A 20,152-nucleotide genomic window follows, 5' to 3' on the forward strand; every position below is an offset into this window, starting at 1 on the left:
GGCAGACAGCCTGATCAAATTGTACGGTTCATATTATACTGTGGCTGATCTCCCTTCTGATCAAAGCCGCCCTCGTAGAAAGCTGCATGCTATAAGGTAATGATATATTAACCTGAATTTTGCATTAAGGCAACTTAAGAAGCTGTTATTTGAATAAAATACCACAACGATAAATCCCCTTCTTCACAAAGCTCTTCTATGCATCATTCACTCATCGCGGTTATTCTTCCTTTTCTTGGCCAGGTTGATTTAAGCGGTTACTTATTAATCGTTTTTTTTCTGTGTGTAATAGCGGTAATAGGCTTTGAATTTGTAAATGGATTTCATGATACAGCCAATGCGGTAGCCACTGTGATCTATACCAAAGCGCTGAAACCTGTTTACGCCATACCATGGTCAGGCATATGGAATTTTTTAGGAGTAATGCTTGGTGGTGTAACCGTTGCTATGGGCATTTTAAAACTGGTACCATTAGATAATCTAATGACTCTGCCCGTTAGTGTAGGTGCCTGCCTGGTGTTATCAGTATTATTAGCCTCCATCATCTGGAACTTGGGCACGTGGTATCTTGGTATTCCCTGCTCCAGTTCACATACGATGATCGGTGCGATGATTGGTGGTGGCCTCGTTTTCACCTGGTATTACAATGGCCCCGGTGTTAACTGGGATAAAGCCGGTGAAATTGGATCGTCATTGATCTTATCACCCATAATCGGTTTTGGTGTTGCTGCGCTATTGATGCTTTTCCTGAAACATGTCACCAAATCGCATGCCTTGTTTCATATCCCTTCGGGAGAAAATGATCGTCCCCCTATCCACATCAGGCTGATGCTAATTACAACCTGCACGCTGGTCAGCTTTTTTCACGGCAGTAATGACGGGCAGAAGGGTGTGGGCCTCTTTATGCTGATCCTGATTGCTTTTATGCCCGCACGGTTTGCGGTGAACCACAACATTCCGAACGCTAAAGTATTAACTGCGCTCAATCAAACGGAGCAGGTGATCACCAAAACGATTACTGCCGATCCCGGCCGCAATGACCTCCTGACACAATTAAACAGAGCTATAAACCAGACCAGGGCTTCTTTGGCTGCCAAAAGCGAAAAAGATGTGGCTAAAACCTATAGCTACCGGAAACAGATTGAAAGCGTAATTAAAGATATAAGGGCAGTTATCAAAGATAAAAAGATTAAATTCTCACAGAAAGACAGGGATACACTTACAGGTACTGCTGCAGAGTTAGAACACGTTACAGACTTTGCCCCTATCTGGGTTATTGCCATGATCTCGTTATCACTTGGTCTGGGCACTATGATCGGATGGAAAAGGATTGTTGTAACTATTGGTGAAAAAATTGGCAATGAGCATTTGAATTACGCGCAGGGGGCCACCTCTGAGATCGTTGCAGCTTCGACTATCGGATTGAGCACTGTCTTTGGCTTGCCGGTCAGTACCACCCATGTATTATCGAGTGGTATTGCAGGCGCTATGGTTGCTTCTGGCGGCAAAGGCAACTTAAATAACAATACTTTAAAAAATATAGCACTGGCCTGGTTATTGACACTGCCTGTGTCTATTATCTTAGCGGCGTTACTGTTTATGTTTTTCCATTTGTTCATATAGTTTTTGTAATTTATTAAAAATGAAACAGATCCTGGTTGCGACCGATTTTTCTCCCAGCGCGGCTAACGCGATGGAATACGCTATGGCTCTGGCTGCGCTACTCAAATTGGAAGTATGTGCCATCCACGCAATTCATCCTACAGAAGGCATTAATAACAACATCTATAATGCCATCTTTATTGAGGATTATTACCGCAACAAAGGAGAGGCATTAGAAGAATGGGCTAATGCTTATACTCAAAAAGATGCGTTTAGGGACGTTAAAGTTACCTCCCTTTGCGATGTAGGATTTTTAAAGACCGTTATCACCAAATTCATTGACAACCATCAGGTAGAATTACTGGTCATGGGAATTACAGGCGCTACCGGTCTGAGTGGCATCGTAGGTAGCAATGCAAGCATGGTGGTTACCAAGGTCAAGATTCCAACACTGATCATTCCATTGGACAGTAAGTTCCCAAGCATTCCTGCAATCACCCTGGCTACAGACTACGAAACCAAACTATCGTCAACAGATGTAGCCGCACTCAATGAAATAGTAAAAGCATTCAAACTGGTAGCTATGGAAGTTTTGTATGTCGAAGAAAAATCAGACGCCAAACATCTTCTAGCCGGAGAAGCGCGACTCAAAGAGCTCATTCCGAAAACCGCACTTAATTTTAACTACCTGAAAGATAGTAGTCCATTCAGCGGAATCATGGGTTTTATCGAAAAGAACGAGACGGATATTTTATGCTTGGTGAAACACCATCACAACATCATTTATCGCCTGTTTAATCGCAGCACGATTAACCAAATCATGAATCGTTCTGTCAAAGCTATCCTTGTTTTGCATGAATAACAGGTGCAACCGTTAACAGTATGTAAGGCTCATTACCATTCTATTTTTTCCTGCACATACAGTTTGATAACGACAACAGGACCAATGCCGCTATGATGAATTTCCTTGTCATTTAGTAAAATTACTTCTATAGCTTAGCTCCTGTTTTACCCCTATTACTGGAGTTTTTTATTAATTAATGGTATTCAGCCTTAAAAAAGGTCTCTGTATATTTATGGCCAGGTTGTATTGGCTCTAATCGGTTTACAAAATTATCAGCTTACCTATGAGGCATTTTTTTTATCTGTCTGTATTTTACATTTTCACATTTTTATCATTTAACTTAAACGTTGCCGCGCAGCAAACCAAAACCAACGTCGTTATTATATATACTGATGATTTAGGTTATGGAGATATCAGCTGTTACAATGCAAAAAACGTACATACCCCTAATATCGACCGCATAGCCTCAAACGGTCTTTTATTCACTAACGCACATGCTACCTCGGCAACCTGTACACCATCAAGATATTCATTATTAACCGGCCAGTATGCCTGGCGAAAAAAAGGTACTGGCATAGCTCCCGGTGATGCCGCTTTATTAATAAACCCAAATCGCCCAAACCTCGCGTCTGTATTTAAACAGGCCGGATACGAAACCGGTGTAATTGGTAAATGGCACCTGGGATTAGGCGAACAAGGTACCGGCCCTAATTGGAACGGCGAAATTAAACCCGGACCAATAGAACTTGGTTTTAATACTTCGTTTATTTTGCCGGCTACGGTTGATCGCGTTCCCTGTGTTTATGTTGATGGGCATAGGGTGGCCAACCTTGATCCGGCCGACCCGATACAGGTGAATTATAAAAACCCTGTCGGCAACTGGCCAACCGGAGCAAATCATCCAGAGCTTTTAAAGCTAAAGCCGTCGCATCAGCATGATCAAACTATCGTTAACGGCGTAAGCCGGATCGGTTATATGACCGGTGGAAAATCGGCGCTTTGGGTTGATGAGGAAATAAGCACCGTTATAACCAATAAAGCTGTAAAATTTATTGAAACCAATAAGAGCAAACCCTTTTTCCTGTATTTTGCCACCCATAACATTCATGTTCCCAGAGTTGTTAATAAACGTTTTGCAGGTAAAAGCACTATGGGCCCCCGTGGCGATGCCATTTTGGAGCTGGACTGGACCACAGGCGAAGTTTTAAAGACTCTTGACCGTCTTAAACTTACTGATAATACGCTGATCATATTTACCAGCGATAATGGTCCGGTATTGGATGATGGTTACCAGGATCAGGCTGTTCAAAAGCTAAACGGTCATAAACCAGCAGGCCCGTTACGAGGTGGAAAGTACAGCGCTTTTGATGGCGGCACCAGGATCCCTCTAATTATATCATGGCCCGGGCATGTTACGAAAGGTGTTTCAAATGCCTTGCTAAGCCAGATTGACTTTTTAGCCTCATTTGCCGCCTTTACCGGGAATCCGCTACAAAACGACTCTGAACTCGATAGTAAAAACGCTATTGACGTGTTGTTAGGTAAAAACACAACCGGTAGGGAGCATATTATTGAACAGGCCTTGAACAATACGCTTTCGATAATAGCAGGTGACTGGAAATATATTGAACCTGGCAATGGCCCACGTATTAATAAAGAGGTAAATATTGAATTGGGTAACGATCCGAAACCGCAGCTTTACAATATAAAGAATGATATTGGCGAAAAACATAATTTAGCTGATTCGAATCCTGAAAAATTAAACGAGCTAAAAAGTTTACTACAAAACATTAAGAATCAGTAATGATATCCTGATACTTCATATTCTATAAAATGCATATAAAAGCACAATTCTTCATCTATATATTATTATTTTTTTGTTACGCCTGCAAACCTAAAAGCCAGCCTGTGGCAAGTTTAAAACCGCAGCAAACGGCACAAAAGAAAAACAAAGCAATTTGCTGCGAATCAAATATTCCCAAGAGGTTTGCCAGCTTGCAAACCCAGCCGGCAAACACCTTATCAACCATACCGGAAGGAAGTGGCTCGCATAAGGGAATGGTATGGATAAAAAATGGGGACTTTATGATGGGAGCAGATAATAAACAGGCTGCCGAAGATGAATATCCTAAACATAAAGTAATTGTTACCGGCTTTTGGATTGATGCTACCGAAGTTACCAATGCCGAGTTTGCTCGCTTTGTTAAAGCTACAGGTTATGTTACCACCGCAGAAAAAAAGCCCGATTGGAACGAACTTAAAAAACAATTGCCCCCCGGCACCCCAAAACCTGACGATAAGCTGCTGGTACCGGCATCGCTCGTATTCAGCTCACCAAAACAGGCTGTTGATTTAAATGACTACGGCCAATGGTGGTCATGGCAGGCAGGTGCCGACTGGCGCCACCCCCATGGACCGGGCAGCAATATTGAGGGTAAGGATAATTACCCGGTTGTACAGGTTTCCTGGTATGATGCACAGGCTTACTGCAAATGGGCTGGTAAACGCCTGCCTACCGAAGCTGAGTGGGAATGGGCCGCCAGGGGGGGGGTAACCAATAATATATACCCATGGGGCAATGAACCCGTTGATTCGGGGAAGCCCAAAGCCAATACATGGCAGGGAAGTTTTCCCTATAAAAATCTGCTAACCGACAAATTTTACTTCGCGGCACCTGTTAAATCGTTCAAAGCAAATAATTTTGGCTTGTTTGATATGGCAGGCAATGTTTGGGAATGGTGCAATGATTTGTACAATAACAAATATTATAGCTCAATAAACAAACCTGCTGGTATTTCCAATCCCAAAGGGCCGGCAACCAGCTTTGATCCCCAGGAACCTTATGCTAAAAAACGTGTGATAAGAGGTGGCTCCTACCTGTGTAATGATAGCTATTGTTCTGGTTACCGGGTAGCCCGCCGTATGAAAAGCACAGAAGACAGCGGTATGGAACATGTTGGCTTCAGATGCGTGGCAGATAAGTAACGTGAATTTAGTTATAAATTCACAGAGCTTTACAATGAGATTTTATCAATTAATCCTTGTCACTTTTAATTTCTTTAAAAAATGCTGCTCTTGTTGGGCCTGGTAGTTGTGAATTTTCACCCTTAACCGATTTCCAAATGATTTCATTTAATATTTGGTCCGGGATAACATCTTCCTTTGAAAAATCGAGCTTATTTGACAGCGCACTAAATTTATTCTTTACCTCGTTCTTTTCATTCAAATCCACCCTGTTTGGCCTTACCTTAAAAGCACGCAAATCGGCCTTATTACTAAAACTGCGCCACATAGGCGTAGCGGCGGCATCATATTGGGTTAAAGGCGGCGGAGTAATAAAGCTGCTACTCCTAAGAGATCAGCTATAACAAATTTCTTAACTACGAATTATTTTTTAATAAAAAGTATTTATTATCAATATAAATAATAAATAGAAATAACCTTTGGTTTACGTGTAATTAACAATATAAGTGCAGTTTTAAATAAACATCTGCATCTATGTTTATGACTGCTAAAACATTACAAACAGAGCAATTCAATGCGATTTATTATGCCACACATAAAAAATTACATTCTATTATTTTAAATATCTGCCGGGATAATGACCTTACGGCGGATATTTTACAAAAAGTATATCTTAAATTGTGGGAGGAATGGGATAATATAAAGGATAAAGCAAACCTCTTCCCTTTATTATTTACCTATTCTAAAAATATTTATATAGATGACTTAAGGAAGGTTGGATGTGGACGGGCGGCGGTAGCAAATATAACCCGCACTATTGATACATATAGTCCATCGGCAGAGAGCCAATATAAACGAAAGGAATACCTGGAGGCCATCAACTTCGTATTATCCCGTTTAACAACCCGAAGAAGGCAGGTTATCCAGTTGTACCTGGAAGAAGGGCTTTCCCGAAAAAAGCTGGCTGAAAAACTATGTGTTTCACCCAATACCGTCGATAATCATTTACAGAAATCCTTATCCATTCTTCGCAGCGAATTGCAGGTGTATTTAAAGACCGGTATTGATTAATAATGATGAAAGTTCATAAAAAGACAGTCTTTTGCTGGTTTTTTATGAACTTACTTTTACATCAAATTAATATATATTGTATATTGCAATATCTTACAGCATAGATACCTGTAATGAAATTTGAATTTTCATAAAGGCTTGCTTATGGCAAGCCTTTTGTTTGGTTATTGTGCAATCCTTTGAAAAATGACTTGAGGAAGATGAGAAGGGGCAGATTCATTTCCTGGACCTATTCCTAATGAAATTATACTATTTTCTGTAAAAGGGGTGTAGTTGTTGTCTGATACTACATATCCGTAAGTATTGTTATCAATGGACATTATCTTTTTACCACTTAAATCGTACCCTTCTAACAAATAATAAAAATCGCTCGATCCAGGATTATCTAATTCTATATAATTTGAAAACTTATCTTTTCTTACCCCGTTAATTTTAATATTGAGCGGAGTGCTAATACCCGTTCCAAAATCAAGAATAAATAGTTTTAAGTTTAATTCGTTAGGAAGAGTTTTATCAGTGATCACAAATCGCACTAACATATTTCCACGCTTTGGTTTTCGCGTTTTATCAGGGTCTGGAAAAAGAACTCCGTATCCGGTATAAAAAAAGTTAGTTAGGTATCTTGTTTTCCTTTTTTGAAATGTTAAAACGGTATCGATAACAGACTTTTTTGCACTGTTTAATAAAGAAATTTTATGTTTCCCCTCCTCAACCGGTCTAATTATTCCATTTGATGCAGCGTTTAAAGTATCTATTATTTTTCCATCAATCTTAACAATTAATGGGCTTGATAAAGTTCCGGAGATATTTAAGCTTCCAAAAGACGGGTATTTAACAATTTCTCCATTTTTATTACAGGCTGTAATTATTAATATAATAGAAAGCAAGAACAATGTTGGTTTGATTTTTTTCATGTTTGAATTATTTATTAATAAATCCCGGGGATGCTTTATAGTCCCCGGGATGTTTCTTTTAATTGTACTTATAAACTTTTTAGTAAGGATTTGATGTTGGCTGATATGAAGCCCATCCTGTAGAATCCCATCTGCTGCCAGTTCTGATACCAAATGCACCTCTGTAAGTTGTATTGGTAAATGATGCAAGTGAGCCTCCGGCATGTGTAACAGTAAGGCCGGTAGCATTCCATCCGGTAGCTGCAGGAGAAGTTGGTAAACCAGTATTGTATCTCCAATCAGGTGTTGTGATATTATATGGAGCCAAAAGTCTGAACGGATCAGATGCGGTACCTGTGAAAGTAGTGTTTCCAGCTGGAACACCTGATGTAGTAAAATAATGTACCAGGTTATTAGTGTAAACCAATGAAGCAGCAGCTGTTGAAACGTTTGCGCCGGTAATATAACCGCCAACAATTGAATTTTTAAACACCGCGCTTGAGCCTACTCTAAATACAGTACCATTACCTACAGACGGTGCTGTGGTACTTGATGTATCACCTAAAAGGCTAAAGTTGCTCAATATAGGATTGGTAACCCTCCCTGCATTAACACCACCGATAACTATTGGTGCTGTTACATTATTTGATTCAATACCATTAGGGCTGGTTGATCTTGGGAAAGCAGCTCTTGGATCTTTTTGAGCTACAGCAAACTGGATACTGCCCTGGTAACCCTGATCAAAATCAAAGTCATCATCATCATTCAGGTAAGAGATCAAATTAGTAGCATTTGCCGATCCGCCAAAAAATTCAAACGCGTCATCGGCGCCATATGATACCTGGATGTGATCTAAAGTAGTGCCAGATCCAACGCCTCCTAAAGTTAAGCCATTTAGCTCATTACCTTCTGTAATAACTTCACCGGCAAATTCGATCCTTACATTTCTTAGTATACCTGAATTATCATTTTCAATATTTCCGCCATAGCCTATTGCATCTTTTCCAGCAAGTACAGCTGGGATTTGCGCAGCAGGGATGCCCTCTACTTTAGGATTAACATTATTAACCAGTGAACGGCCTAATAACACTATACCACCCCAATCTCCTTCGGCACGGCTACCAGCAGCGTACTCAGACGTAAAAACAACAGGAGCTGTTGCAGTTCCAGTCGCGTTAATTTTACCGCCTCTTCTAATTACCAGATAAGAAGGAAAACCAGAAGTAGTATGGATTTTATCCAACCCTTTGATAAAAGTACCGGCCTGGATATTAATTGTGGCTAAGCTGTCTACATATACAGGGCCATTAAGTTTATACAAAGTGGTATTAACAAGATTGATTGTTCCGGTTAAAACACCACTTAAAGTAACAACAGTGGTAGGAACTGGCCTGTTATCAGGAAATAAGGCATTAGCAGCGCGGTTAAATTCACCTTCTGGTGCGGCGTTGCTTCCGTTATCTTTTTTACAGCCAGCTATAAACATGGCGGCAATTAAGACGAATAAAAAAGAAAATTTAGAAAGATAGATACCTGTAAATTTATTTTGATTTTTCATAATATTAGTAGTTTTTATAACTTAAGCTTAATGCTTGATTTTAATAAAATAGATACTTGAATTTTCATTTTCCTGATTCTGCCAGATCATATCCGGCCCGTTTTTCTTTTTTTAATAAGCCTTTCTCCTTTCTTTTTTAGGGTTGTTTTATTTATAGGTACAATTAAAAGCGATATATAAAATTGAGTGTATAATTGGTTCCACTCTTCCGGCGGAAAGTAACTGCATCATATTTGGCATTGTAGGAAGTACCTTTAGGATCCAGCTGCCCAGGCCCAAAAGTTGATCCGTCTCCGGGATATGGTTTAACGGATGGAGTATATGGCGGATAAGTTGGATTGCCTTCGCCATACTGGTTTCGGTACGTTATCAAATTCTGGTTAAGTAGGTCGCTGATATTGAACCGTAGTTCTGCCTGCCGCTTTTCTAAAAACTTATAACTCACTTGCATGTCAACCAGGTCGCGGGGATTCTCATATTCATCGGTTGATATATTGGCTGTAGATGTTACAACCCTTTTTCCGTAACGGTTATAAACCACATTGAGGCCAAAGCGGGTGCCAGTGTAATTGATGCCTCCGTTAATGATATAAGGCGATTGCCCGTATAAAGGCCGGTCGCGCTTGCTGATGATCGCTTTTCCCGTGCTATCTACCCCGGCCCGTGCGCCAAGATCAACAGAAGCATCAACCAGGGTAAAACTACCCGATACATACAGGTTTTTCCAAAATGGCGAAGATGGCGAAATTAATTTTAAGGATTTACGAAAATCAACTTCAAAGCCAACATCTTTAGCGCTGGCCAGGTTGCGGTACACTAAATTGGGTACGCCGGAGGTGTTTTCGAATGTTAACTCTATTGGGTTGGTGAATTTTTTATAAAACCCTGATACAGAAATAATCTCATCGGGGCTGGGATAAAATTCATAGCGCAGGTCGTAGTTTTTGATCTGCGTAGGCTTGAGATTGCTACCGCTTACGGTGCGAAAAACATCAAAATCAAAATACTGAAAGAATGAAAGTTCCCTCAGATCGGGTCGGGCTATCGTTTTATAAAAAGCTGCCCTTATATTCATTTTGGGTGTTAGCGCGTAAATGGCGTTTACAGAGGGTAACCAATCCGTTTTTTTAACAGCTATCAAACTGTCAACAAATGGCCTTACTTGGTTGTCAGCGGCTTTGCCTAAGGTACTGGTAAAAACCTGCTGGTTATTTTGCTCCAACCGTAAGCCGCCTATCAATCTTAATTTCGCTACAGGTTTAATATCCAACATACCATAATAGGCATCCAGTTGCTGTTTACCGTTATAACCGGTAGCGGAGCCGTTGCTTGCGGGCTCCCCTCCGCCTATAAAAGGAATGAAAAATAATTTCTGGTCAATAAAATTCTGGTTGTTATACACATCGGTGTAAGCATATCCAGAAAAGTTAGTTACATTGCCCGGAAAGTTCCTGATCCTGTAAGAATCAGCGCCGAAATTTGCCTTCCGGTAGCTACCCTGGTACCCTGTTTTAAAGCTTTGGTCGAGGCCAAGCAGTTTAAAAGGAAATTGGACATTGGCCTGGTAAGCATAACGCCGCTCTGAAAGGTGCGAATAAAAAACAGAACCTAAACTTGCTGTGAAATCATTAAAATTATAGTGATAGTAATTATCAGGCGACCCACTGCTTACAGGGTCCCCAAGCATACTAACCACGCGGCTGTTGGGCTGGTCGCGTTCCAATGTAGAAATGGCGCCGCTGTAATCGAGTTTAATGCCTCTTTTGCCAAAAGCGTGTTCGCCCGTAAAACTGCTCTGGAATAATTCATTAATCAGGGTTTGCGCAGCGTAATTATTAAGTGTACCAGTACTTAATAGATCGGTACCCCTAAATTGGTAAAGTTTATCGGTAAAACGGCGATTGTAGGTGTTTTTTAAAGTGAATTTATTTTTACCAAAACTATAACCCAGGTTCAAGCTGCCGCCTAATAAAGTGGTAAATACATAATCGGTACCTTTATAATCAAGTACGGTGGGTAAATATTGATCATCCTGATCGGCTGTTTGTTCGTTACGATAAGTAAAGGCCGCGATTACCCCCAATTTCGAGTTATTAATAGGGATACTGCGGCCAACTGCTAAAGAGTAACTTTGGATAGGTTGCGCGGTATAACGGCGCATAGCCCAGTTATCCGGGAATTTACCAAGAAATTGTGAGGCTTTCTGCTTTTCTTCGGTCGAGGCGCTACTGTTATCGATCTTAGCAGCCAGTACATTATAATCGGCAAATGACATGCCTGTTGGCTTTTTTTGCACATCATTGGCAAAGCCGAAATAATTGGATGATCCTCTTTGACCGCCGATAAAATCTTTTCCGGTTGCCTGGCTGTTAAAACCACTGCCTATAGAAAGCGTAACAAAGTCTTCATCTGGTATATCTTTGGTGGTTACCTGTACAAGCCCCCCTGTAAATTCACCCGGAAGATCGGGCGTGGCTGTTTTATTAACTACGATATTATCTACCAGGGCGCTCGGGATCAAGTCAAAAGCAAAATCCCGGCGGTTAGGTTCAGTACTCGGAAGTTGATTGCCATTAAGTAATACATTATTGTATCGGTCACTAAGCCCCCGTACAACCACATATTTGTTTTGAGATACCTGTAAACCGCTCACTCTTCTTAAAACCTGAGCGGCATTGTTGTCTGGCGTACGGCTAATTTGCTCGGCGGTAATACCATCAGACATAGCCGCATTATTTTTTTGGCGCGCATATAAACCTTGTACAAAAGCCCGTTGATAAGTGGAGGTGACTAATACCTCATTTAAAGTTCCGGTGGCTATTTTTAAGGCAATATTTAATGAAGTCATTTTGCCTGCACCAACCACAACGCCCGTAATACGTTGTGTTTGAAACGAAATGTATGATATTTCTAAAGTGTAGGTACCGGGTAAAAGGCTTAACGAATAGCTGCCATCTACACTGGTTTGTGTACCTGTACCTGTTTCAATTACTTTAATATTAGCTCCGGGTAACGTTTCGCCTTTTTCATCCAAAACTTTACCTGTAATTTTACCCGGATCAACTTTTTTTATTTTCCTGCGCTCTTCAATCCTGATCATGATTGAATTTCCCTCCATATTATAGGTTAGCGCGGCTTCATCCTGCAACTTTTGCAAAACTTTGCCTAATGGTATATTATTAAAATTTAAGCTGTTAATTTTAACTGTTTTAGCCTGGCTATTGTCATACACATAACGATAACCGGCCTGGCCGCTTAGTTTCATCAGCACTTGGTCTAAAGTAGGATTAGCCAGGGTTAGCGTTACCGGGGCATTGATCTTAAATATATTATTATTTGCAAACTGGCCTGATGAACCCTGTGCAAATAAGAACTGCGTAGATAGCAGGAGGATAACTATTATTTTTTTTTTATTAAAAACACGTAATTGTGTAAAGAGATACATAAATTTATTTTTTTTAAGTTCTAACAGCTTGAAAAATTATTCGGGAGAGCGTTGGTGGAACAACGCTTTCCTTTTTTGTCTAAGGATTTACAATATAGTCGCCTCCTTTCTTGTGGTAATTCAACTTGTAAACAAAAAGGATATTATTCAGTACATTTTCAGGCGATTTGCGCTCGAAAACACCTGTAAGGCGTTTGTTTTCCAGTTTTGTATTTTTAGCCACAACTATCCTTATATGATACAGCTGTGCGATCCTGTTGAAGGCGGCTTGCAATGGAACATCATTAAATACAAGCTTTCCGTTAATCCAGGAATTAACATCTTTGGTTTGGATTTCATTTACAGCTATCTGACGATTACTGTTATTATACTTCAGCACTTGGCCTGGAGTAAGTATATGTTCAGAAATCCCGGTTTTAACACGAACTTTACCGCGAACCAATATTACCCTGATATCTTTTTCAGCTCCATATGCCTCAATATTGAAAGCGGTACCCAGTACTGTAGTACTTATGTTTCCGGCCCGCACAATGAAAGGTTTGCTGGCATTGTGCGCTACATCAAAAAAAACTTCACCACTAATCCGCACTTCCCTTTTCAAACAATTGTATTCTGATTTTTTAAAAGCCAAAGAAGAGTATGCATTTAACCAGATATTTGTACCATCTGGCATTTGTAACTCCTTTACATTTGCCGAAGCATTGTCTACCATTGTCCAGTTGGATACAGATAGGCTTGATTTTGTGCTATTTCCCTGTCGCTTCCATATTTGATAAGACCCTGCTACAATTGACAAAATCAAGGTAATGCTTGCCGCTATGCGCAGCTGAGGTTTCCATGATGATTTTCTTTTATTCTCATATATGTCTATCTGTTTTATTTTATCATCCTTATCTGCAGAAACTACCTGAAGTTTTTTATAATTAATTTTCTGATGTATATAATGGAATTTTTCTTCGCTATTTATTTTTTGGTGGATAGAACCCAGTAATTTATCAGATTCGTCTTTACTAAAAACACTTTCATTAGCAATGTTTTTAGCCATGTTATCCATATAATCATGAAGCAATCTTAAATCACTACCTTTAAGATATTCATCAACCATTGCACATTCTTCAGGTGAACAATTACCGGCGAAATATTTATATATTAATTGCTTTGTCATCAATTTAAGGGCATCCAGACTTATTCTGGTTTTATTAGTAATACGAATGAGATTGTATTTTTTACTACGCTTTTTATTTTTAAAATTTTAGTCCTGTTTTTGTTGCTTTAACAGGCGACATACCTGCGCTACGAGCAGCAGAAGACTGAAATATAGCTTTGCCTCTCCTGGATAACATTTCTGAGTTTGAAGTAACTCTGGAGGAAGAAGTTGTTAATGAGGACTCCAACGATAATTCCAATGCTTTTTTTAGCAAAAGGTCATTTTTGTCTCCAAATTCTTTTAATGGTAAGGCGCCAAATTCATCAATATAATAATCAGGAATTAATCCCTGACTATAATCCCCCTGCTTATTTGCATTATATAATTTAAAAATCAGGGGATGTAATAAATAAGTTATTTGGGGGGGTGTCCGCTGGTCGTAGATTTCAAAACCAGACATGTCTTTTCCAACAGTTTTTTCTCCAATTTGTACAACAGGCAAATAAGGTTTAAGATTATTGATCAATAATTCAGCTGCCGAGGCAGTAGCTAAAGAGGTAAGCACATATAGTTTAGAAATAGTTATTCTTGAATCTCTCACCTCGGCAAAAGTTCTGGGAGGTGAATTACCTTTGTTAATGCTTTGAGCAAATGAATCGGTAATTTGTCCGCCATTTTTATTTGCCTGGCTAATTATAAATGTCTGGCCTTCTTTAACAGGTGCTAATGCTACAGCTATTTTCGCAGCCGTGGATACGTCGCCACCCGGATTATACCGTAAGTCTATTATCAGATCTGAAATACCGCTGCTTTTAAATCTTGCAATGGAATCAAGTATGTTTCTGTCAAACTCTTGGGTGAAACCATTGTAATAAATATAGCCAGCCTTTTTACTTCCGTTGGTAAACAGTTTAGTCAGGTAAACGGGCTGCTCCCGGAAATAGGAATGTGAAATTGAAAGTGCAGATCCGTTAATTAGCTGACCGTTGCTAATTGTTGTCATTTGCAATACAATATCTGCCCCTTGCTTTAAAGTATGTATAATCCCATCCGCTGTAGCGGAATTAATCTCCGTTCCATTTACTGATAAAAATAAATCCCCACGTCGTAGTCCTTGTTTCGCGGCAGGTCCTCCTGGAGTAACCAGCGTTACCGTGCCCAATAAACGACCAGGAAAAGCCGGATGCTCTATCAATGCATACTCAAATCCATAATAACCAAAAGATGAATATTCGGTTGGAGGATGTTCCGGGTCGTCCATATAGGAAAACCTGTCTGCAGAATTAAGCAGGCTTTTAAAGAAATCGGTAGAATTTGTATTTGCACCCGGTCTTTGCGGTAACTGATCGGCCCAGTAATAATACACTTTCATGCTATCCAAAATCCATTGATTGTTTTCTGGTAGTATATTGGGCGCTTCTCCGTTTTTCTTGCAGGATACAACAATAGCAGATATTACCAAAAAGGTTGGCAAGACAATTTTTTTAAAAAATTTCATAGTATAATGGAAATGTTGTTTCCTGTTTATACACGAATGGAAATGGTTATTTTACTATTCTCTTTAATGCATTTTAATGAGTTAAATGAGAATATCTGATAACATGATCATTAATGGGATTTAGCGACCATTCGTTTTTAATTTCATCCCTGAAAATTTTTCTTGCAATATGAAGTAGTAAATTCCGGCTTATTAACCGTGTAGCTATTAATAGGCAGTATAATTTTTGACAGTGACTTGCGACACCTGACAAATTATATCCTGTGCCCCATTAGGTATCGGAAAGTCTGTCCCTTAAAACTTATTTATGCATAGAACAAGCATCTCTATTTTAATTTTGTCATTACTCGATATTGTTGTTCTGATTTGGGCAATTTGGTTTGGACGAAGATTTTATGGCGTTATTCTCACAAAAAAAAATCTTTTACGGGCCGTATCATTCAGTTTAATGTATGCAGCAGGATAATTTAGACAAAGAAATCCCTGAACACCTTGGTTATAATCCAAATCTACTGTTAACAGGTAGTTTAGTCATCTGCGGTGGTTTATTCTTTTTTTCACTTATGGCCTGGTTATGGACAGAATTGATTTAAAGATTAATAATGATTTCTCATTTAGTTTAGTGACATTGTTTGATGCTCTAAAGGCAATATTAGGATTAAAATGCTGGCTCGTATACATCCTTTGGAATACTCAAAATAAATGATTTTCACTTCATTATTCCATGAGTGTTTTTCAAAATTTACAATAAGGTAATAAAGACTTTAGCAGCGAAGATTCCGCATGTTATTTCTCAAATGTGTCAAGACTCCATTTATCTATCCAGTTTATTTCCATATCATCACCTTTAAAACTTATAGGCAGCCACAGGTAACGGCCATCAATTGCATCTTTCGGAGTCCATTTATCAGCGATAAATATAAAGGCATCTTTTTTACCAGCTACGGGCAGCACATGGGTGCTTTGACCTCCATAAGTGATCTGGCTATCCTGCCCCTGGCAGGGGTTACCGTGATAGGTCCATGGCCCCCAGATAGATTTGGCCGTAAACCAACGGGCCGCGTTAGGCGCCCAGCCTGTACAGCCCGAGCCAATCATATAATAAATTCCATTGCGCTTAAACAAAGCGGGCGCTTCCGTTTGGTGGCCTATATATATGCGAATGAATTTGCCGGTATGACCTGTATAATCGGGTGTTAGCTCGGCCAGGTCAAGCGTGTAGTTTTCTTCGGATGAAAAAACATGGTAAGCCTTGCCATCGTCGTCAACGAAAACGGTCATGTCGCGCGCCATCTGACCACCAGGCAAATCACGGCAAAAGAAACCATCGCTTTTGTTAGCCGGGCTAAGACAGTTTAATTGATCAGACTGAGGAGTAAGCTCTGGATAGAACGGCATTTGCCCCGGATTAGGACGGTAGCTTTTAACGAACTGGTATGGACCGGTCACCTTATCACTTACCGCAACTCCTGCACGGGCCACGCTGTACCCCTTACCCAGTAATTCAAGATGAAACCACATGACATATTTCTTCGTCTTTTTGTTATAAATAACCTTTGGCCGCTCCAGGATACATCCTTTTGCGATATCGCTTGCCGGGTCTGGCGAAACACTTAGTGATATGCCCTCGTCTTTCCAGTTATACAGATCTTTTGACGAATAGCAATGCACCCCCACCATGGCCCGGTTACCCGCATTGCCGGCAACCTTGTGCTCACCAAACCAATAATAAACACCGTTATTATATAATATACCTCCGCCATGAGCATTAATGTGTACCCCTTTGTCATCGGGCCAGCGTGCGCCGGGGCTGAAACTGTTTAACTTGATTTGCGCATGACCAATGATACTTAGCAGCAAAAAGGCAGGTAATAAAAAGCGATAGTATTTCATATAATGATGTTTCTGTTATTTTTATGATGATTAATTATTTAAAGGATTCCATTCCAATACCTGTACTTTAGTGGGAGCGATGCTGGCTTTCCCCTCGCCATCAACCTGTGTTACCTTTTGCACAAACAGGTTGAGTACTTTTTTATCTTTCCATAGTTCGGTATCATAAGTTGGCTCCCACTCCCCTACGGATGTACTTGTCAAATCACTAACCCGCCAGTTGGTACTTTGCAGATCGGCATTTACAGCCACAGAAACTTTATTACCCCGTTCAGTATCTCTGAATATAAGCGCTACCGATTGTTTCCCGATTTTTTTCCAGGCAATTATTTGTGGTCGGGATATGGGGATGCTTTTGGTACCCTCCCCACCAAGGCTGAAAGCCGTGTTTCTGAAACCAGGGTTGGCCGACTGCCAGTTGCTCCCTGTTTTATAAATAATATGATATTGAGGAACTGCAGTGCTGCTATCACGCCAATAGGTAGCAATAAACGGGTTACCCTTATCATCTACAAACATGGATGTTTGATTGATGAGTTCGCTATGTCGTGGTATGTTGCAGGCATACTCGGCACTGGCGGCCGTAATGGGGAGCGTACATTTTTCGCCGGTTGATTTTTCCCAACTTAGACCGCCATCATTTGAACGGGCATAACACATATCATGATTGCTTGCCACATCGGGGCTCTCGCGCCATACCCATGAAATATGAATAGTCCCTTTTATATCAATACACATCTGCCAGTAAGCATTGCGTTTGCCTTCGCCATCAATAAGATTTTGCTGTACATTAGCCCATTTTTGCGAACGTGTGTCATACCTGTTCATCACCAGGTTGCCATTACCTGAACTTCCATCGCGGTAAACAAACAGCAGATCGCCATTAGGCAAACGGTAAAACTCGGGATAGCTGACCCTGTTTTCGTTAACGCCCGTCATACTTTGTGGTGCCGATAAAAGGAGACTGCCGGGTTTAACACCTTTGGCATAATTTAATGTTTGGTTATGATGCCCCCAGGCAACATGTAAATAACCGGCACCATCAACCATAATACTTATATCCTTGTGGGCATCAGTAGCATCGGCTTTATATGGTGTAGCTAAAAGTTGCCAGTTAGCCGCGCCGCTTTTTCTTTTAGCCAGCACCAATATCTGTTCATTATTGTAATAGGCTGCATATTGTTCGCCCTTAAAAGTAACGAGTGAATTTTTACGAAATACAACCGTATTAACGGAGTTGTTTGCCCAGCCCAGGCCTATAGTACTGGTAGTAACCTTGCCGGTTTGCGCTATTGCAGCCATCGCACCGCAAAGCAGGACACCTATTAAAAGTTGATATTTTAAACAGTATAATTTCATAAAAAGAAAAAGTAAGGGCAATAAACACTGCCCTTGTCTTTTATTTGAGTTTTAATTGCCGGTAGTCCCGGGGAAATTCCCCCCCCGGGTCTTTCCTGGAAACGGGCGTGATACACTCGTATTCTCCGGCTCTTATTTATTAACCGGTTAAGGACCTTCCTTAACCGGTTTGCTTAACACATTTGGTATGTCCTGATTTACTGCAATTTTTCGTCTGTTAATAAGCTCATTAATCCGCCTTCGCTCCTCAATATCCGGGGTTTTGGTCTAATTTTGCATCCTTATTTAATTGAATTTCGGTTAAAGGGATTGGCAGCAGCATGTTTTTAGCGGTTAAACCGCTTGTAGGATGCACCGCGTCATTGCCATTAAGCCGCAGGGCGCGTTCAACAAGTGTTCCGGTACGCATCAGTGTCATACGCCGGTTCTCCTCCCCCACCAACTCGCGGGCGCGTTCGTCCAATACAAAGTTCAAAGTCATTTGATCTGGTGTAACCTGCGGGGCATTTGCCCTGGTCCTTAACGCGTTTATAGCGGCAGCGGCATCTGTAGTTTTACCTTGTTTTACCTGTGCTTCGGCTAAAAGCAGGTAAGTTTCGCCAAGACGCATCATCACAAAATCTTTGATCATGGCATAGCCAAAAGTATCATTAGGGTCAAAGGCTCCCCATTTCAACGTGCTTGGGCAAATTCTAAAAGCGGTATCGGCACCGGCGAAAGGTACCGGTTTACCCAATAAAGCAGGGAAAGCAGGGTCATTATAATAATATTGCCTTTTAATACTGTACTGCGAATTGCGCATGTCGCCAGCCGGATATAAGCCATAAAGCACCCAGTTGCTTAGTCTTAACCTCGCGATACTACGCCCCCCCAGTGAATCGCAGGGAAGCATACCCGGAACGGCATAATAAGCAGCGCCCCATACACGGCGTTGCTGCGCATTATCAACGTTACCACCCACTACAACTGCTGAGTTCTCCTGCTCAAGCACCCAGATAGCTTCGGTGTTACCTTGTGAGCGGCGTTGATTGCCATAAACAAACATGTCAGAATAGTAGTCGCCGGCACCACCTGCCCTAACACCATAACGCCCTTTAACCAGGCTAAATTTACCACTATTTATAACAGCCTGCGCCTGTTGCTCGGCCAGGTCATTTTTACCCATACGGAGATATACCTCGGCCAGTAATTGCATGGCCATGTACTTATTGGCACGGCTAACCGGCTTGCCCTGGGCGTTGGTTTTAGCATTACCCGCATTTAATTCGTAAAGATTGGCGCTTGCATAAGTTAAATCACTTACAATTTGCGCATTTACATCATTAAGTGTTGCCCGGATAAAATCTGTTTTTGGGGCAGATAACGCGTGTATAATCAGCGGAACCCCACCAAAAAGCGTAGCCAGGTTATTATAGGCATAAGCCCTGAAAAACTTTGCTTCGGCTTCAACCTGTTTTTTGCCAAGCGCCCCTATTTTGGTTGTGGCCGGGTTTTCTGTATTGTCAATTATGCTATTGGCATTATTGATCAATGCATAATATTTCCCCCATATATAAGAAGCCGCGCCATCGGTTGCGGTGAGCTGGCTATAGTTATAATAAGGTACTTCAATACCCTGCTGTTGTATGGTGGCGTTTGCCACATCGGTACCTACCTGCCAAACGCTGGGCCAGCCTTGCGCGCTTGAGTAGGTTAATATACCGGTTTGCAGGTTATATAAGCCTATAGCAGATGCTTCAAGACCTAAGGAGTCGGTAAGCGTTAACGGGGTATAGGATGAGTAAGGTTTTTCGTCCAGAAAGGATTTTTTACAAGATGCAAACGCCGTTGCCAACACTGCTGCAAAAATTAATATTGTTGAATAATTTTTCATGTCTT

General features: G+C 40.8%; 14 protein-coding genes. 6 read left to right on the forward strand and 8 right to left on the reverse strand.

Annotated elements, in window-relative coordinates; translation table 11 throughout:
- The first annotated feature begins 198 nt into the window (after nucleotides 1-198).
- From M2273_RS03965 to M2273_RS03990, 6 genes are all read left to right on the forward strand, one after another.
- Entirely contained in the window at nucleotides 199-1,623 is a 1,425-nt protein-coding gene (locus M2273_RS03965; RefSeq protein WP_429393269.1) for an inorganic phosphate transporter, read from the forward strand.
- Nucleotides 1,624-1,642: 19 nt separating this feature from the next.
- Nucleotides 1,643-2,464 (forward strand): universal stress protein, encoded by an 822-nt coding sequence (locus M2273_RS03970; protein WP_429393272.1) that lies wholly within the window; start codon nucleotides 1,643-1,645, stop codon nucleotides 2,462-2,464.
- 265 nt (nucleotides 2,465-2,729) lie between these two features.
- Entirely contained in the window at nucleotides 2,730-4,250 is a 1,521-nt protein-coding gene (locus M2273_RS03975) for a sulfatase family protein (protein ID WP_429393274.1), read from the forward strand.
- A 104-nt stretch (nucleotides 4,251-4,354) separates the two neighbouring features.
- Nucleotides 4,355-5,431, forward strand: coding sequence for a formylglycine-generating enzyme family protein (locus M2273_RS03980; protein WP_429393277.1), 1,077 nt, complete (start codon nucleotides 4,355-4,357; stop codon nucleotides 5,429-5,431).
- Between the two features lie 137 nt (nucleotides 5,432-5,568).
- Nucleotides 5,569-5,814: a hypothetical protein gene (locus M2273_RS03985; RefSeq protein WP_429393279.1), complete on the forward strand. Its 246-nt coding sequence runs from the start codon at nucleotides 5,569-5,571 to the stop codon at nucleotides 5,812-5,814.
- A 130-nt stretch (nucleotides 5,815-5,944) separates the two neighbouring features.
- Nucleotides 5,945-6,481, forward strand: a complete 537-nt coding sequence (locus tag M2273_RS03990; RefSeq protein ID WP_429393282.1) for an RNA polymerase sigma factor — start codon at nucleotides 5,945-5,947, stop codon at nucleotides 6,479-6,481.
- A gap of 164 nt (nucleotides 6,482-6,645) precedes the next feature.
- On the opposite strand, the gene M2273_RS03995 is transcribed toward M2273_RS03990, so the two are convergent.
- The 8 genes from M2273_RS03995 to M2273_RS04030 all read right to left on the reverse strand — a co-directional run bounded on the left by M2273_RS03995 (nucleotide 6,646) and on the right by M2273_RS04030 (nucleotide 20,147).
- Nucleotides 6,646-7,395 (reverse strand): hypothetical protein, encoded by a 750-nt coding sequence (locus M2273_RS03995; protein WP_429393284.1) that lies wholly within the window; start codon nucleotides 7,393-7,395, stop codon nucleotides 6,646-6,648.
- A 79-nt stretch (nucleotides 7,396-7,474) separates the two neighbouring features.
- Nucleotides 7,475-8,932, reverse strand: coding sequence for a hypothetical protein (locus M2273_RS04000; protein WP_429393286.1), 1,458 nt, complete (start codon nucleotides 8,930-8,932; stop codon nucleotides 7,475-7,477).
- A 163-nt stretch (nucleotides 8,933-9,095) separates the two neighbouring features.
- A complete protein-coding gene (locus M2273_RS04005; protein ID WP_429393288.1) occupies nucleotides 9,096-12,377 on the reverse strand; it encodes a TonB-dependent receptor domain-containing protein in 3,282 nt (1,093 codons plus the stop codon).
- A gap of 79 nt (nucleotides 12,378-12,456) precedes the next feature.
- Nucleotides 12,457-13,542 carry a FecR family protein gene (locus M2273_RS04010; RefSeq protein ID WP_429393290.1) on the reverse strand — a complete coding sequence of 362 codons (1,086 nt, stop codon included), beginning with the start codon at nucleotides 13,540-13,542 and terminating at the stop codon, nucleotides 12,457-12,459.
- Nucleotides 13,543-13,621: 79 nt separating this feature from the next.
- Nucleotides 13,622-15,022 carry a S41 family peptidase gene (locus tag M2273_RS04015; protein WP_429393292.1) on the reverse strand — a complete coding sequence of 467 codons (1,401 nt, stop codon included), beginning with the start codon at nucleotides 15,020-15,022 and terminating at the stop codon, nucleotides 13,622-13,624.
- Between the two features lie 786 nt (nucleotides 15,023-15,808).
- The gene (locus M2273_RS04020; RefSeq protein WP_429393295.1) at nucleotides 15,809-16,915 is read right to left on the reverse strand and encodes a glycoside hydrolase family 43 protein; all 1,107 of its coding nucleotides are present in this window, start codon (nucleotides 16,913-16,915) and stop codon (nucleotides 15,809-15,811) included.
- A gap of 30 nt (nucleotides 16,916-16,945) precedes the next feature.
- Nucleotides 16,946-18,274 (reverse strand): BNR repeat-containing protein, encoded by a 1,329-nt coding sequence (locus M2273_RS04025; RefSeq protein ID WP_429393297.1) that lies wholly within the window; start codon nucleotides 18,272-18,274, stop codon nucleotides 16,946-16,948.
- Nucleotides 18,275-18,521: 247 nt separating this feature from the next.
- The gene (locus tag M2273_RS04030) at nucleotides 18,522-20,147 is read right to left on the reverse strand and encodes a RagB/SusD family nutrient uptake outer membrane protein (protein ID WP_429393299.1); all 1,626 of its coding nucleotides are present in this window, start codon (nucleotides 20,145-20,147) and stop codon (nucleotides 18,522-18,524) included.
- Nucleotides 20,148-20,152 lie beyond the last annotated feature (5 nt).

Origin of the sequence: Mucilaginibacter lappiensis, from assembly GCF_050433765.1 — a bacterium.
GTDB classification, from domain to species: Bacteria; Bacteroidota; Bacteroidia; order Sphingobacteriales; family Sphingobacteriaceae; genus Mucilaginibacter; species Mucilaginibacter lappiensis_A.

Excerpts from the sequence above, each read along its gene's own strand:
- M2273_RS03965 (WP_429393269.1), top strand. The coding sequence starts at position 199 with ATGCATCATTCACTCATCGCGGTTATTCTTCCTTTTCTTGGCCAGGTT.
- M2273_RS03970 (WP_429393272.1), top strand. The coding sequence starts at position 1,643 with ATGAAACAGATCCTGGTTGCGACCGATTTTTCTCCCAGCGCGGCTAAC.
- M2273_RS03975 (WP_429393274.1), top strand. The coding sequence starts at position 2,730 with ATGAGGCATTTTTTTTATCTGTCTGTATTTTACATTTTCACATTTTTA.
- M2273_RS03985 (WP_429393279.1), top strand. The coding sequence starts at position 5,569 with ATGATTTCATTTAATATTTGGTCCGGGATAACATCTTCCTTTGAAAAA.
- M2273_RS03990 (WP_429393282.1), top strand. The coding sequence starts at position 5,945 with ATGTTTATGACTGCTAAAACATTACAAACAGAGCAATTCAATGCGATT.
- M2273_RS03995 (WP_429393284.1), bottom strand. The coding sequence starts at position 7,395 with ATGAAAAAAATCAAACCAACATTGTTCTTGCTTTCTATTATATTAATA.
- M2273_RS04000 (WP_429393286.1), bottom strand. The coding sequence starts at position 8,932 with ATGAAAAATCAAAATAAATTTACAGGTATCTATCTTTCTAAATTTTCT.
- M2273_RS04005 (WP_429393288.1), bottom strand. The coding sequence starts at position 12,377 with ATGTATCTCTTTACACAATTACGTGTTTTTAATAAAAAAAAAATAATA.
- M2273_RS04010 (WP_429393290.1), bottom strand. The coding sequence starts at position 13,542 with ATGACAAAGCAATTAATATATAAATATTTCGCCGGTAATTGTTCACCT.
- M2273_RS04015 (WP_429393292.1), bottom strand. The coding sequence starts at position 15,022 with ATGAAATTTTTTAAAAAAATTGTCTTGCCAACCTTTTTGGTAATATCT.
- M2273_RS04020 (WP_429393295.1), bottom strand. The coding sequence starts at position 16,915 with ATGAAATACTATCGCTTTTTATTACCTGCCTTTTTGCTGCTAAGTATC.
- M2273_RS04025 (WP_429393297.1), bottom strand. The coding sequence starts at position 18,274 with ATGAAATTATACTGTTTAAAATATCAACTTTTAATAGGTGTCCTGCTT.
- M2273_RS04030 (WP_429393299.1), bottom strand. The coding sequence starts at position 20,147 with ATGAAAAATTATTCAACAATATTAATTTTTGCAGCAGTGTTGGCAACG.